This window comes from Arenibacter sp. P308M17 (genome assembly GCF_003426735.1).
Lineage (GTDB): Bacteria > Bacteroidota > Bacteroidia > Flavobacteriales > Flavobacteriaceae > Arenibacter.
Genome location: NZ_QVON01000002.1, coordinates 803032 through 817539, shown reverse-complemented (window position 1 = coordinate 817539; position 14508 = coordinate 803032). Strand labels below are relative to the sequence as shown.

Here is a 14508-nt window from a genome sequence, read left to right as displayed (position 1 = left end):
TGATTATTGTCATAGAAAAAAAATGTGCCATTTCCTATTTTTGGAACTATCGGATCAAGGAATTTAAAAATGAAGAATACAGAGAAAGTGGGTATGGAATTATACGAAAACCTAGGAAAATTGTTTTATGCCATAGCTAAGGCAGACTCCCGCATACATGGGAAGGAAATAGGCAAACTAAGGAACTTTATCCGAAAATATTGGTTAGAGGTAGATGAATTGGAGGATGAATTTGGTAGTGATGCGGCCTTTCAGATCGAATCGGTATTCGACTGGGCAGTGGACAATGATATGGACAGTGATGCATCATTTCAAGAGTTTCGGGAGTTCTATAAGGACAATAGGGGTATGTTCAGCGCATTCATCAAGGTATTGATCCTGGATACGGCAAACGCCATTTCCAATAGTTTTGCAGGAAAGAACAAGGCCGAACTGGTAATGTTGGGCAAACTGGAACTATTGTTGAAGGATTAATACCATAGTCGCCACTGGATTCCGACCACTGATTGAACCTTGAATGTCATTAAGGCGAATCTTGCACGGTTGGCCATATCTTCCCCAATACTTCCCAACATACAATGGGCAGACCTTTTCTACCATATGTTGGCAGGGCATGGATATCAAATTTTTAGTATTACCCGTCATTTAAGTATTGACACTAGGATGGGTTTTTTATTTCCATAGGTATGACATTGGTCATTTTGTTCTGGTATTCTGTAAACTACTTTAGTAAAAATTAAAATTTGAAGTCATGAAAAAATTTGTTTTTATGGCATGTGCCATATTATTATCATTTAATCCAGTTTCTTCCCAAGCCCTAAAAAATATTGATGAAATTGCTCCTTTTAGCGAAGGCTTGGCGGCTGTTCGGCAAGGAGATCAATGGGGTTTCATTAATGAAGAGGGTATTATGGTCATCAATTTTCGCAGCGATATCTATTGGAACAAGGATGCCGATACCTCTAAGAATGATATTTCTGGGGTCCGATTTCCAATGTTCAAAGAGGGTAGGTGCTGGATCACCAAAACTGTTGAAGAGGATGTTCCCGTATTTGGATTTATCGATGCCCAGGGAAAGGTAGTTCTTGAACCCCAACTGTTAAATGTGTATCCCTTTAAGGATGGCTATACTACTGCAGTCCTATTTGAGAAGGCCATGAAGGGCAAAAACGAATTTAATCTAAATATTTACGAATTTAAATTTCATGATGTAATGTTGGACACTTCTGGGGAAATCCTTGAGTTTTTCAATAGAAGGTACAATATCCAAATGACCAAAAAAAGATATGAGCGGCCCACAATAGGGGCAAAGAGATTGTCTGATGGTCTTATTGCCGTTCACACCCAGGATCAAGGTTGGGAAATAAGAAAAATAACTTTAAACAATTGATAATGTCAAGATTACAGGATAAAGTAGCCGTTATTACCGGTGGAGCCGGAGGTATTGGCCTGGCAACGGCAAAACTCTTTTTGGAAGAGGGCGCCAAGGTGGTGATCGTGGACATAAGTAAGGAGGTTTTGGAAAAGGCAAGTTATGAGCTGGATCACGAGAATCTTTCCTTTTACGTGGCCGATGTATCCAAGGTAAAGGATACGGAAAAGTTTGTGGAAACGACCATGGAGGTCCATGGAAAGATTGATATATTCTTTTCAAATGCAGGGATTGAAGGTACTTCAAAGCCCATAACGGAATATCCCGACGAGATTTTCGATAAGGTTATTGCGGTAAACCTAAAAGGAGTTTGGTTAGGGTGTAAATATGTGATTCCAAGAATGAAGGATGGCGGCAGTGTAATTATAACTTCTTCTGTTGCCGGTTTAAAGGGTTTTGAGGGACTGGGGGCCTATGTGGCCAGCAAACATGCATTGGTGGGTATAATGAGGGTAGCAGCCCTAGAAAATGCCAAGCGCAAAATTCGGGTAAATACCATTCATCCCGGCCCGGTAAACAATAATATGATGCGACGTATTGAAGAGGATATGTCGCCCGGCAGTCCCAACGAGGCCTTGAAGGGTTTTGAGACCGCCGTACCTTTAGGTAGATATGCAGAATCTAGGGAAATTGCCGAGATGGCTCTTTTTCTGGCATCGGACCAGAGCAAATACATTACGGGCACTACCCATGTGGTCGATGGTGGAATGTTGGCTTTATAATGTTGGGAAATTCACAATTAAAAGGGAAGACTGCAACCAATTTCCAACGGACCTGAATGGAATTGGGAAATGTTAGGGTTTTCCCTTTTTTCGGATAAGGATCTTATGCCATTGGCAAAATAAAAATCTTTATCATCCAATACCTACAAATGTAAATGTCCTCAGTGTTCTTTAGTGCAATGGAGCATCCATTCATGGACTTCAAGTGTTCAGTTCTTATAATTCATAGATATTCTTACGGTAATATAGCAACTCATGACAATTGTCATTGTCAATGTCGCACTGCGCAAATATCTTCAACAAAATAATGTTTATGAAGGGTTTTTTAAGGTTGGGAAAGATTGCCGGAATCCAATTGGAGGTACACTGGACCTTTGCTTTATTGTTGATTTGGGCCGGGTTCGTTGAATTTCAGAATAGCGGTAACTTTACAAGGGTGGCTGTAAACCAGGGTTTTATTTTGGTGTTGATGGCCTGTGTAGTGTTGCATGAACTGGGCCATGCCCTGATGGCCGGAAAATTTAATATTAAAACACGTAGCATTATCCTTTTACCTATTGGGGGAGTAGCAACCTTGGACAAAATGCCTGAAAAACCTGGGCAGGAACTTCTAGTGGCCCTAGCCGGTCCGGCCGTTAATGTTGTAATTGCCCTCCTATTGTCCCTGGTGATACCGCTAAAGAGTTATTTTAATTTTGATGATGTGGTGGTAGGGGAGATGCTTTACGCACCCAACTTGCAAAATTTCCTTTTCTATTTGTTTATAGCCAACGTTATGCTGGTGCTCTTCAATCTTATTCCGGCGTTTCCCATGGATGGGGGTCGTGTCCTTAGGGCCTTGTTGGGTTTTAGGTTAAGTAGGGTGGAAGCCACCAATATAGCCGCGACCATTGGTCAGGCCTTGGCCGTTGTATTTTTCATTTTGGGCTTTTTCATAAATCCCTTTTTAATCCTGATCGCCTTTTTTATTTTCTTTGGGGCGTATGGCGAGAATCAAATGGTTAGGCAAAATTCCATATTGCAGGGGCATCTGGTTAAGGAGGCTACCTTGACCAATATAACAGTGTTGCGGCCGGACAGTAATGTTCAGGAAGTAATGGACATCCTTTTGGCAGGTACAGAAAAGGATTTTGTAGTAGCACTGGATAACGAAATAATGGGAATAGTGACCCAAAACGATGTCATTAAGCACGCCAAGACCCCCTCCATTTTAGTCAAGGATATTATGGATAAGGACTTTACTGCGATTGATGGATCTACAGAAATAACCAAGGTATTGGAACTTATTGGGAAGGCAAAGAAGCGTTTTTTTCCGGTGACAAGTAATGAAAAATTGATCGGTGCCATAGACACGGTGAATATTAGTGAATTCATATTACTGAAAACCATATCGTTCGATTAGGGAGGCCTATTTTGAAGCAATATTTCTGTTTAAGAGGGTCTTTATTTTTGAGGCTACTTTAAGGAAATCCTAAGAAAAATATGCCGGCCCATGATATATGTCCCAAATACAGAATTAAAAATCTTTGTTTCGAAGGTATACAACCTCCCACTATTTAAAGGTCTTTAAAAATGGACATATGGCAGGAAACAAAAAAAATAATTTGCGACATCCACCAATCAGCAATCAGGTATATGGATTTATACCTACCGATATTGATGGGGTGGACGATCTTGCGGAACTCGCCCTTGATCTGCGATGGTCATGGAACCATGCGGTAGATGAATTATGGTACCAGTTAGATCCGGATCTTTGGATGGAAACCCATAATCCGTGGGTGGTTTTGCAGAACGTATCCCGGGACCAGCTCATATTTCAAATGTCAAATGAAGCTTTCCGGAACAAGTTGGATGAAATGATGAAACTTAAGGAGAAGTCGCGCAACGACCCGGCCTGGTTCCAAAGGAAATATCCCACTTCTCCCCTAAAATGTCTAGCTTATTTTAGTATGGAATTTATGCTCAGTGAAGCATTGCCCATTTATGTCGGCGGTCTCGGCAATGTTGCGGGGGATCAATTAAAATCGGCAAGTGATCTAGGGATTCCCGTAATTGCTGTTGGACTTCTTTATCAACAGGGATATTTTAGACAACTGATCGATCGGTTTGGTACCCAACAGGCACTTTTTCCATACAATGATCCGGGGCAATTGCCCATTTCGCCCCTACGGTTGCCGAATGGGGAATGGTTGCGGATCAATATATCCTTGTCAGGCCATACGGTTTGGTTGCGGACATGGCAGGTGCAGGTAGGCCGTGCCAAACTTTACCTGTTGGATAGTAATGATCCTGTAAACATGCCACTGCATAGAGGAATTACCAGTGCGGTATACGGTGGTGGGACGGACCTTCGTATTCAGCAGGAAATTATTCTGGGCATTGGGGGTTGGAGATTGCTTCGTGCAATGGACATTGCACCTGAGGTGTGCCACATGAACGAAGGGCACTCCGCATTTCTTGTACTGGAACGGGCGGCCGATTTTATGAGAGGGAATGACGTTTCCTTTGAGGAGGCCCTGGCAGTGACACGTGCAGGTAATTTGTTCACTACCCATACGGCGGTGGCGGCAGGATTTGATAATTTCAGTCCGTCCTTAATGTGGCAGTTTTTTGGCAATTATGCCAAAGAGGATTTACATATAGACATTAATGACCTTTTGGCATTGGGCAGGGATGATCCACAAAATTCATCCCAGTATTTCAATATGGCCTATTTGGCCATTCGCGGCAGTAGTGCCGTAAATGGGGTAAGCAGGCTTCACGGGGAGGTTAGCCGAAATCTTTTTGGAAAATTGTTTAAAAGATGGCCTGCAAATGAAGTACCGGTAGGGTATGTCACCAATGGGGTTCATATGCCCAGCTGGGACTCCATATATGCCGATAAAATCTGGACACAAGCCTGCGGAAAGGAGAGATGGAGGGGGCATTTGGAATCGGTCGAACAAGATATTTTTACGGTATCCGATCTGGATTTATGGCAATTTAGGAACGATTCCAGGTACCATATGATAAAATTTGTCCGTGAAAGGTTCCAAGGGCAAACGGAAGATGCCGGTCAGTCCCCGGAAATAGTGGAAAGGGCCATGCAGATCTTTAATATGGAAACCTTGACCCTGGGATTTGCCCGGAGATTTGTTCCTTATAAAAGGCCAAACTTACTTTTGTACGATGAGGCTAGATTTATCCGTATCCTTACTAATCCCCAGCGCCCGGTGCAATTGGTGATAGCCGGGAAGTCCCCACCATTTGATGAAACGGGAAAAGCTTTGATAAGGCAATGGATACAATTCATTCAAAAACATAATTTATATAGGCACGTGGTGTTTCTAAGCGACTATGATATGTTGTTAACGGAGCATCTTGTTCAAGGAGTGGACGTGTGGATAAATACGCCTAGAAGGCCTTGGGAGGCCTGTGGTACCAGTGGTATGAAGGTTTTGGTAAACGGAGGGGTCAATTTATCTGAGCTGGACGGCTGGTGGGCGGAAGCCTATACTCCAGAAGTAGGCTGGGCCTTGGGAGATGGCCGTGAACATGGGGATGATCTTACCTGGGATGCTATGGAAGCCAATGAAATGTACGAATTGCTGGAACAAAAAGTGGTGCCGGAATTTTATGATCGCAATAAGGATGGGATACCGGAACAATGGGTTGCAAAAATGCGAAATAGTATGTCTATCTTGACTCCCAAGTATTCTGCCAATCGTGCCGTAAGGGAGTACACGGAAAAGTACTACCTCCCTGCTGCGGATAATTACATTAAGAGAGCAAGCTTAAAGGGAATGGAAGGTAGGAAAATGGTAAATATATTTCACGATCTGAGGAAAAAATGGCAACAAATGCGCATTGGGCAAACCTTAATTGAAAATATTGAAGGAGGGTATCAATTCAATATAAAGGTTTGGTTGAACCACATAAGTCCCGACAACGTTTCTGTTGAACTTTTTGCCGAAGGCCTGAATGGCAGTGCAAATGAAATAGTAAAAATGGAAATCGGGGGGCTTGCAGGGAATGGGCAGGAATATGAATGCCATGTATGTATTAGTACCAATAGGCCTTCAAGTCATTATACGGCAAGAATAGTTCCCTGTTATGCAAATATATCCGTACCCTTGGAAAACAATTTGATATTATGGCAGCGGTAATTGTTTAAAAGAAAAATAGTATCATGCCCCGGATACCGAAAATTTTATGGTCTTTGTATGGAGAATTCAGTATCTTGAAACCAAAAGGCAATAGATGGTCATACACAGCTTGGGGGACGGAAATTCACTGCTCAATAAATTTGTATCCGAAATCAGGGAAATTAAAACTCAGCGCGATAGCATGCGCTTCAGGCGTAATATTGAACGCATTGGTGAAATTTTGGGCTATGAATTGAGCAAGACCCTAAACTATAGGAACCAAACCGTTCAAACTCCCTTGGGAACCAAGGAAATGTCCTTGCCCTTAGATGATTTGGTTTTGTGCTCCGTTTTACGTGCCGGTCTTCCCTTACATCAGGGCCTATTAAATTATTTTGACAATGCGGAGAATGCCTTTATTTCAGCATTTAGGCATCACAGAGGCGATGAAGATGCTTTTGAGGTCATTGTAAAATACTTTGCGGCCCCGTCCCTGGAGAATAAGACCTTGGTACTAACAGACCCAATGTTGGCCACGGGCAAGACTTTGGAGAACGTTTTGAACGCCCTAAAAAATCATGGCAGTCCCAAGCAGATCCATATTATCTCCGTAATAGGTTCGCAATCCGGTATAGAACATATTAAAGCCGTTTTTCCTGAGTCGACACATTTATGGATTGCCGCTATAGATTTTGAATTGAACAACAGGGGTTATATTGTTCCAGGTATCGGGGATGCCGGAGATTTGGCATTTGGGGAGAAACTATAGCTACTTTGGATCCCTATAATTTTATTGGATTTTTCTGTTTTTTTTGTCACGTTTTGTTCCTTTCAAAATTTTATACCAAAGAACGGATAACATACCAGCAAGGACGGAAATCCCCAGTTGATGCCCTTCTAAGGTTTCGAATTGAAAATTGGAAGTCCACCCCTTGGGACGGCCATAACAACCACTTTTTCACCTTTAAACTTCTGTAATTTTTCTGCCAGTTGCGTTCCCGCATCGATTCTATCTTCAAACATTATTTTCTTTTTTTTTGGTTGACAAATGGGTCTTGAACCAGTTGGCCGACAATTGGGCCACCTCTTCCAGTTTTCCGGTCTCTTCAAAAAGATGGGTAGTGTGTGGAACAATTTCCAGTTTGCGCTCACATTGTAATTTATCGTAGGCTTTTTGGTTCAGTTCAATGACCACATCATCCCAACCACCAACAATAAGAAGGGTAGGTGCGGTAACCTTGTGAAGTTCGGCATTCCTCATGTGTTGGCAACTATTCCATACCCTTATAAGGTCAATTTTTCCATTTCCATTTTTTCCACTACCTTTTTTCCACCGATTTCCGTAAACTGTTCCTTGATTTTTTTTCGGTGGTGCAGTAGAATCCAATTGCTAAGGGAAGGAAAGTAACGTATCATGAAATTGGCTAGAAGTCCGAGATTTGTCAAGATGATCCTATCCGTTCTTTTTTCGACCATCGCTAGCACGCTTTCGGCGACCGTTTGGGGTTTCGCCAATCGAATATTGTCCCTTTTTGGAAGATATATCCGGGTGCCATCTTCATCCAGAATTATTTTCTTGGGATCGTTTTCAGTAAATCCCACATATACCAAGCCCACATGGATGCCGTAGTCGTACAATTCTATCCGAAGGGCTTCCGCCAATGCTGCCTGTGCCATTTTTGATGCGGTATAGGCCGAATTATAGGGCATACCTCGCAAGCCGCCAACACTATTGATAAAAACAATATGCCCTTTAGAGTTTTTAAGATGGGGAACGGCATATTTTGAAAGATATGCCGCCCCGGAGTAATTGGTTTCGATCAAGGCTTTAATGTTTGAAACAACCATTTTTTCAACAGTTCCACGACTGCTTTGGCCCGCATTGTTAATTAGGATATCGATTTTACCAAATGCCTTTATGGTTTCAGCTACCAGATGTTTACATTGACCTGGACGGCCAATATCGGCAACTACCGCTTTAACATCGTAGCCTTTGAGCAATAATTCCTTTTCGGTATCATAAAGTTGGGCCTTGTGCCTACCGTTCAGGACTACGTTTGCCCCTTTTTGGGCCAAAGCGGTCGCAATGGCCTTTCCGATCCCCATGCTTGACCCTGATACTACCGCCACCTTGCCCTTCCATTTCATTTTATTTCTTTTTTACCATTTCACTACGATCTTTCCCATTGATTTCCGCGATTCCAAAAACTGGTGCGCCTCGGACAATTGGTCAATGGAATATTCCCCGCCCACATGCGGGAGCAATATTCCCTCTTGGTGCAATTGGAGAACCTCTTGCATGACCTTCGCAATTTTTTTCGGTCTCTCGGCGGCAATTTTGAGCATGTTCAACCCGATTATACCTTTAGAACTGCTTAAAAACTGTACGGGATGATAGAATCCGAATTGCCATAAATCCTTCAGTTTTCCAAATATATTTTTCTTGTTGTTGAGTGAAGAAACCCCATAGCTGACCAATCTCCCTCCCGCACCCAGCAATCCATATCCCTCTTTGAGCGATTTGCCGCCAATGGGATTAAAAACTACATCGATACCCTTATTGCCAACTCGTTTTTCAATAGTTTTGGCAAAATCATTTTCTGTATGGTCAATGGGATGGTGTACACCGATTTTTCTCAGATATTCTATTTTTTTGGAGGAGCTACAAGTGCCGAATACAATACATTTCCTGTACAGGGCAAGTTGTACCAAGGCGGTACCTACCCCTCCTGCAGCGGCGTGAATCAAAATCTTTTCGTTTTCCTGTAGGTTGGTCATCCGATCGGATAAAAAATAAGCGGTACAATATTGTGTAGCTAAAGCAACGGCAGTACCGGCATCAATACTTTCCGGTATTTTTTGGGCTATTCCTTCTTCGGCAATGGCATATTCTGCATAACCACCAAAAAGGGTCAGGGCGGTAACGCGGTCGCCCTTAACTAAATTTTTGACATTTGCTCCATATTCCTCAATATGTCCAACCACATCATAACCCAAGAGGGTAGGTAAGGGGGGTGCCCCGCGATATTTGCCGTAACGGGCAGCGACGTCTGCAAAATTTAGCCCGAACGCTTCTACTTTTATCAATACTTGGTTGCGGCCCGGTTTAGGCCTTGGCACTTCCCTTATTTCAAAAGCATTTTCGGCAGGGCCGTATTTTACGAGGTAAGCTGCTTTCATTGTTGGTTTCCTTTAGGTTGGTGCAAGGTAGGCCCCATAATGCTAACAGATAATGACCCAGATCAGTTGGCCCCTGCTTATTTGAAAATATTACCTAGCGCATTTGGGGGCCTCCTATTTCTATTGGGCCGGATCCAGTTGGGATCGGACCATTCTTTTTTTAACATAATGAAACTGATAATGGTCATTGTTATAATTCGCTGGTGGAATTATCTTTCTTCCATATTAAAATATAATAAAATGCCCAGCGAACAGAACACACAGGAAGAAGAATTTTCGGCCTTCCACCGTGAAGCCGAATGGTGGAAATTGATGATTGGATATATGGAAAACGAAATACAATTCATTACCCGATTATTGAACTCAAATACTTTTAAGGGAAACACCCCTAATCTTTTTGAGCATTTGCAGCAATTCAAGGGAGAAATGGAAACCAAAACTAAGGAAACACATGCCTTCAAAAAAGCGATAGAACAATACGGGGATGAGTTAAAAGGAATTTTGGAGTGTGAGGAAATTAATTGCGACACTTATTATCTGGATAGCCATAAAGAGCTAAAAGACCGGTTCGAGGAGCATTATAAGGATTTCAATGATTACAAAACAAATGTATTCGAATACTTGGGAAGCCTTATGTAGGATTTGTTCTCGATTAGAAAAGAATTTTTATTCTTTTCTGGCACGTTTTATTCCTTTCACGATTTCATACCAAAGAACGGATAACATACCAGCAAGGACGGAAATCCCCAGTTGATGCCCTTTTAAGGTTTCGAATTGAAAAAATCTGGTAAGAGGAGGTACAAAGAGCAATAGGATAACCAATGCCAAGGTAATACCGATGATCAATGGCACCAAATTGTTCCTATATTTAATGGTTGTCCATAGGGAATAATAGAAGGAGCGGTTGACCAAGGTCAGAAAAATATTGGCGGAGATCAAAACCATGAATACCATAGTCCTGGTGATGGTTTCGTTATAATCCTGGAAAACGGCGTATTGATATACCGATAAAGCCCCTAAGGTAATCACCAGTCCCTGAACGATACTGGTTATCAATTCCTTGAACTTAAAAAATGTAGTGGTGAACGGCCTTGGTTTTTTAATCATCGCATTTTTCTCCAGGGGCTCGTTTTCATAGATGATGGAGCAGGTGGGCCCCATTATCAATTCCAGTAAAATAACATGGGAAGGTGAAAAAATTGAAGGATAGGCCCATCCTAGGGCCAAGGGGATAAACACCGTTAATATAATAGGGATATGAATGGATATAATATACTGGATGGCCTTTTTTAAGTTATTATAAATCTTTCTGCCCATGGCAATGGCATCGACCATTTTGGACAGGTCGTCGTCTAGCAGGATCAGGGAGGCGGCCTGCTTGGCAATTTCCGTCCCCTTCTTGCCCATGGCTATACCAATATGGGAGGCTTTCAGTGCCGGACCGTCATTGACCCCGTCGCCTGTCATGGCAACCACTTCGTTATTCGCCTTAATGGCATTGACTATTCTTAATTTGGCTTCGGGAAACATACGCGTAAAGACTTGCGTATCCATAACTTTTTGTTGCAATTCTGCATCGCTTAATTGCATGAGTTGATCCCCGGTCATGTTTTTTTCATATCCGGGAAAATGTATTTGTTTACAAATTGCCATGGAAGTTGTGGGGTTGTCCCCCGTAACCAATTTCACTTTGATTCCCGCCCCATCAAATTCTTTTAGGACCTTGGAGATGTTTTTCTTCGGGGGATCATAAAAGGCTACTATTCCAATGAACGAAAACTTAAAGTCCTGCTGTTTTTGAGGATAATCGTATCCTTTAAAATGGGCTTGTCCCACCCCTAACATACGGTATCCTTCCTGCCCCAATTGAGTCAATATGTCCTTGATTCTATTTTTTTGGGCATCCGTTAATATGGAAACCGCCATAATGGCCTCTGGGGCCCCTTTGGAGGCGATAATACGCTCGCCTTCATTATTTTCGAACAGATGTGTCATCATTGGAGGTTTCCCGCTTAGCGGATATTCGTGCACCATTTTAAATTGGGGCCTCCGGTCTTCTGTAACCATGTTGCCATAGGCATTGTGAAGTGCCTTTTCCATAGGGTCAAAAGGTATGGGTTCGCTGGCCCACATGGCCATTGTCAGCAGTTGTTTCAAGGAGGCATTGAGTGGACCGTCGGGGACAACTATCTCTCCCGTTTCTAGGCTATAAAGTTTGGCGAGTTCCATTTTGTTTTGGGTAAGGGTACCGGTTTTATCGGCACATATCACCGTAGCGCTTCCCAGGGATTCCACAGTTTTCATATGTTTTACCACGACACCCATTTTCATCAACCTAAAGGCACCCAGGGCCATAAAGGTGGTGAATGCCACGGGGATCTCTTCGGGCAGGATACTCATGGCCAAGGTGAGGGCTTTGAGCAGACTATCCAAAACTTCCTTGGACTGAAAATAATTAATTCCCCAAACCAATAGGAAAATAATGCCGCCCCACAGGGACATGCTTTTAACGAAACCGGAAATCTGTCTTTCCAGTGGTGTCTTTTCGTCCTGTATACCTTCAAGGCTTTTTCCAATTTTACCCAATCGGGTTTCGTTGCCGATCCCGGTGATGGTTGCAATGGCCAATCCGCTTGCTACCGTAGTGCCACTATATATTTTATTGTCCAATTTGGTAGCATCCTTAAAAACGGAAAGCGACTCACCTGTGAGTATGGATTCGTTAACCGAAAAATCGTTGGAATGTACTATGGTACCATCTGCGGGAATGGTATTGCCCTCTTCTATCATAAGGCTATCGCCTACCACCAATTCCTCACTGGGAATTTCTTTGATTACACCGTTTCGGATGACCTGACTATTGGGTTGGGTAAGGTCTTTTAATTTCTCCAAGGCCATCCTGCTTTTGGAATCCTGGTAAAGGGAAATTGAGGCTACCAGGATAATCGCGGAGGCCATAAATATGCCATCCCCGTTATTTCCTGTAATAAAGTAAATGGAGGTGGCTACTATCAATAAGATGACCATAGGTTCTTGGGCGATACTTTTTAAAGCTTCCAAAAAACCATTGTTACTTTTATAGCTAAGGCTATTTTCTCCGTGCTTTTCTCTGGATTGTTCTACGGCTTCATCGGAAAGCCCGTGAATGCCAAAATCGGTTGGATTGATCATAGGGACCTGAAATAAAAAAATGAACTGTTCCCTGTCTTAAAAATCGGACCGCACTTGTTATCCCAATATTGGACAGGGAAAAATATTGTTGTGATGCTGTTATTGGATATCGTAAAATTAAATGTAAAGAAAATTTGTGGGACTGACCTAAATCATTTTGTACAAACACAGTTGGATGTACTTTAGAAGCATAATAAATATGTAACCCTTAAAAATAAGATATTATGACACTAGTAAAATTTAAAAGTAGGCCATTTGGCAATTTAATGTCCCAGGATTTTTTTGACATGGACGATTTTTTTGATAACCGTAGATGGGTCAGGGATATGTTGCCCGATCGTTTCTGGAACGGAAAGAGAATGGAACCTGCATTGAACATTAAAGAAACCGATGACCATTTTGAGATCGAACTGGCCGCTCCCGGATTTCAAAAGAAGGATTTTGAGGTTACCATTGATGATGGTTGTTTAAATATTGCAGCAGAGAAGTCCGAATCCAAAGAGGATAAGGAGGACGACTATACCCGTAGGGAGTTTAGTTATAATTCCTTTCAACGTTCTTTACAGTTACCGGATTCCGTTAAGCAGGAAGCCATTAAGGCAGCATACAAGGATGGTATTTTGAGCTTTAATCTATCAAAAAAAGAAGAGGCAAAAAAAATGCCCCCTAAGAAAATACTTATCGGATAGCTATTGGTTGGTTATTTGTTAGCAATGCCTTCCCGTCAAAACCCAATATATGTCCATGTGGGGGGTTTGGGCGGGAGGGTTTTGAATATAGAAACCTCACTCGAGGTCTTTGGAATAAGTAAGATCTAGTATGTATTTGAAATCTTTGTAGATAAAACTTAGAATTTTAATATTATTAATTTTTAAAATGGAAGAACCATGGATACAAAGTTATTTCAGTGAGTATATTATTAATGGGAGTCTATAACGGAAGTATCCATTGAAAAACCATTCATGGCTTCCAATTCTGCTGCCTGAAGTAATTCAGTGGCAAGAGGGCTGATTTTTAAGATATCCTGGGCAGCGGCATACCCCAAATTGAAAATATTGTCCAAATTTTTTAAGCTGAACATACTATATCTATCCATATTCAGAGGCCTTATCAATAAATCGCAATCGTTGAATTTAAGGTTGGCCTTATTGGCCATCATTACATGATAGGTCCTTTCCAAAACCTTGGTCACGTGATTCAACTCCTCTATTTTAACACTGTTGAAAGGGTTTACATATACTCCAATGATCTTGTTACAGATCTGTTTAATAAGGTCTACCGGAAAATTGTTCAGGGTACCGCCATCTACATAATAGCCATTCTTGATCTGTACGGGTGCAAATAATCCTGGAACGGCAGACGATGCCAATATTGGTTGAATAAGTTCACCACTATCAAATACCTTCAGTGTCCCGTCCAGTAAGTTGGTTGCCGTTATATAAAGAGGGATCTCCAAAGCTTCAAAGGAATCATGGCGCAAGTAGGATTTAAATTGATCATAGAACTTTTCCGTATCCAAAAAACCTGGTTTTCCCTTGGCATAATTGTTTATACTGAAAATCTGCGTTGCTTTAAAAAAATCCAACATTTCTTCCCAGGTACGGCCAGCGGCATAAAGGGCTCCTACTATGGCCCCTGCACTGGTCCCGGCAATATGGGAAGGTGAAATGCCATATTCTTGCATGGCCTTAATGGCCCCAATATGGGCAACCCCGCGAATACCACCACCGGATAGGACGAGGCCTGTTGTCATATGTATTTTATTTAAAATTTGATTCAAAATTATTATATACAGGGAAATGGTCATATGACCTTTATCAGGTTTAAGGAAATCTACCCATGGGCCATATTATGACGGATGTCATTTCTTACAGAGGAG

The 14508-nt window shown here is 42.1% G+C and carries 14 protein-coding genes; 8 read left to right on the top strand and 6 right to left on the bottom strand.

Annotated elements, in window-relative coordinates; translation table 11 throughout:
- The first annotated feature begins 69 nt into the window (after window positions 1–69).
- From D0S24_RS07390 to upp, 6 genes are all read left to right on the top strand, one after another.
- Window positions 70–474: a hypothetical protein gene (locus tag D0S24_RS07390; RefSeq protein ID WP_117019190.1), complete on the top strand. Its 405-nt coding sequence runs from the start codon at window positions 70–72 to the stop codon at window positions 472–474.
- A 277-nt stretch (window positions 475–751) separates the two neighbouring features.
- On the top strand, window positions 752–1390 hold the full coding sequence (locus D0S24_RS07385) for a WG repeat-containing protein (RefSeq protein WP_117019189.1): 639 nt from the start codon (window positions 752–754) through the stop codon (window positions 1388–1390).
- A gap of 2 nt (window positions 1391–1392) precedes the next feature.
- Complete coding sequence (locus tag D0S24_RS07380) at window positions 1393–2154, top strand: SDR family NAD(P)-dependent oxidoreductase (RefSeq protein WP_117019362.1); 762 nt, start codon at window positions 1393–1395, stop codon at window positions 2152–2154.
- 313 nt (window positions 2155–2467) lie between these two features.
- Complete coding sequence (locus D0S24_RS07375; RefSeq protein ID WP_117019361.1) at window positions 2468–3556, top strand: site-2 protease family protein; 1089 nt, start codon at window positions 2468–2470, stop codon at window positions 3554–3556.
- Window positions 3557–3734: 178 nt separating this feature from the next.
- Window positions 3735–6299, top strand: a complete 2565-nt coding sequence (gene glgP, locus D0S24_RS07370; RefSeq protein ID WP_117019188.1) for an alpha-glucan family phosphorylase — start codon at window positions 3735–3737, stop codon at window positions 6297–6299.
- Between the two features lie 94 nt (window positions 6300–6393).
- The gene (upp, locus tag D0S24_RS07365; RefSeq protein ID WP_117019187.1) at window positions 6394–7047 is read left to right on the top strand and encodes a uracil phosphoribosyltransferase; all 654 of its coding nucleotides are present in this window, start codon (window positions 6394–6396) and stop codon (window positions 7045–7047) included.
- A gap of 128 nt (window positions 7048–7175) precedes the next feature.
- Here the strand turns inward: upp and D0S24_RS21320 are convergent, their stop codons facing one another.
- From D0S24_RS21320 to D0S24_RS07350, 4 genes are read right to left on the bottom strand one after another with little or no spacing between them, the layout of a single operon-like run.
- A complete protein-coding gene (locus D0S24_RS21320) occupies window positions 7176–7301 on the bottom strand; it encodes a hypothetical protein (RefSeq protein ID WP_258922822.1) in 126 nt (41 codons plus the stop codon).
- Window positions 7294–7539, bottom strand: a complete 246-nt coding sequence (locus tag D0S24_RS07360; RefSeq protein WP_181938044.1) for an alpha/beta fold hydrolase — start codon at window positions 7537–7539, stop codon at window positions 7294–7296. The genes D0S24_RS21320 and D0S24_RS07360 overlap by 8 nt, the downstream gene beginning before the upstream one ends.
- A gap of 23 nt (window positions 7540–7562) precedes the next feature.
- Window positions 7563–8426, bottom strand: coding sequence for an SDR family oxidoreductase (locus D0S24_RS07355; protein ID WP_117019186.1), 864 nt, complete (start codon window positions 8424–8426; stop codon window positions 7563–7565).
- 12 nt (window positions 8427–8438) lie between these two features.
- A complete protein-coding gene (locus D0S24_RS07350; RefSeq protein ID WP_117019185.1) occupies window positions 8439–9458 on the bottom strand; it encodes a zinc-binding dehydrogenase in 1020 nt (339 codons plus the stop codon).
- Between the two features lie 39 nt (window positions 9459–9497).
- Here D0S24_RS07350 and D0S24_RS07345 point away from each other — a divergent pair, with 39 nt between their 5' ends.
- On the top strand, window positions 9498–10097 hold the full coding sequence (locus tag D0S24_RS07345) for a hypothetical protein (RefSeq protein ID WP_117019184.1): 600 nt from the start codon (window positions 9498–9500) through the stop codon (window positions 10095–10097).
- A 27-nt stretch (window positions 10098–10124) separates the two neighbouring features.
- Here D0S24_RS07345 and D0S24_RS07340 read toward each other — a convergent pair whose 3' ends face one another.
- Window positions 10125–12629 (bottom strand): cation-translocating P-type ATPase, encoded by a 2505-nt coding sequence (locus D0S24_RS07340; RefSeq protein WP_117019183.1) that lies wholly within the window; start codon window positions 12627–12629, stop codon window positions 10125–10127.
- A 224-nt stretch (window positions 12630–12853) separates the two neighbouring features.
- Between D0S24_RS07340 and D0S24_RS07335 the strand changes: the two genes are divergently transcribed.
- On the top strand, window positions 12854–13318 hold the full coding sequence (locus D0S24_RS07335) for an Hsp20/alpha crystallin family protein (protein ID WP_117019182.1): 465 nt from the start codon (window positions 12854–12856) through the stop codon (window positions 13316–13318).
- 230 nt (window positions 13319–13548) lie between these two features.
- On the opposite strand, the gene D0S24_RS07330 is transcribed toward D0S24_RS07335, so the two are convergent.
- Window positions 13549–14382: a patatin-like phospholipase family protein gene (locus D0S24_RS07330; protein WP_117019360.1), complete on the bottom strand. Its 834-nt coding sequence runs from the start codon at window positions 14380–14382 to the stop codon at window positions 13549–13551.
- Window positions 14383–14508: the final 126 nt, after the last annotated feature.

Coding starts and splice junctions, on each gene's coding strand:
- D0S24_RS07390 (WP_117019190.1), top strand. CDS start 70: ATGAAGAATACAGAGAAAGTGGGTATGGAATTATACGAAAACCTAGGA.
- D0S24_RS07385 (WP_117019189.1), top strand. CDS start 752: ATGAAAAAATTTGTTTTTATGGCATGTGCCATATTATTATCATTTAAT.
- D0S24_RS07380 (WP_117019362.1), top strand. CDS start 1,393: ATGTCAAGATTACAGGATAAAGTAGCCGTTATTACCGGTGGAGCCGGA.
- D0S24_RS07375 (WP_117019361.1), top strand. CDS start 2,468: ATGAAGGGTTTTTTAAGGTTGGGAAAGATTGCCGGAATCCAATTGGAG.
- glgP (WP_117019188.1), top strand. CDS start 3,735: ATGGCAGGAAACAAAAAAAATAATTTGCGACATCCACCAATCAGCAAT.
- upp (WP_117019187.1), top strand. CDS start 6,394: ATGGTCATACACAGCTTGGGGGACGGAAATTCACTGCTCAATAAATTT.
- D0S24_RS21320 (WP_258922822.1), bottom strand. CDS start 7,301: ATGTTTGAAGATAGAATCGATGCGGGAACGCAACTGGCAGAAAAATTA.
- D0S24_RS07360 (WP_181938044.1), bottom strand. CDS start 7,539: ATGAGGAATGCCGAACTTCACAAGGTTACCGCACCTACCCTTCTTATT.
- D0S24_RS07355 (WP_117019186.1), bottom strand. CDS start 8,426: ATGAAATGGAAGGGCAAGGTGGCGGTAGTATCAGGGTCAAGCATGGGG.
- D0S24_RS07350 (WP_117019185.1), bottom strand. CDS start 9,458: ATGAAAGCAGCTTACCTCGTAAAATACGGCCCTGCCGAAAATGCTTTT.
- D0S24_RS07345 (WP_117019184.1), top strand. CDS start 9,498: ATGCTAACAGATAATGACCCAGATCAGTTGGCCCCTGCTTATTTGAAA.
- D0S24_RS07340 (WP_117019183.1), bottom strand. CDS start 12,629: ATGATCAATCCAACCGATTTTGGCATTCACGGGCTTTCCGATGAAGCC.
- D0S24_RS07335 (WP_117019182.1), top strand. CDS start 12,854: ATGACACTAGTAAAATTTAAAAGTAGGCCATTTGGCAATTTAATGTCC.
- D0S24_RS07330 (WP_117019360.1), bottom strand. CDS start 14,382: ATGACAACAGGCCTCGTCCTATCCGGTGGTGGTATTCGCGGGGTTGCC.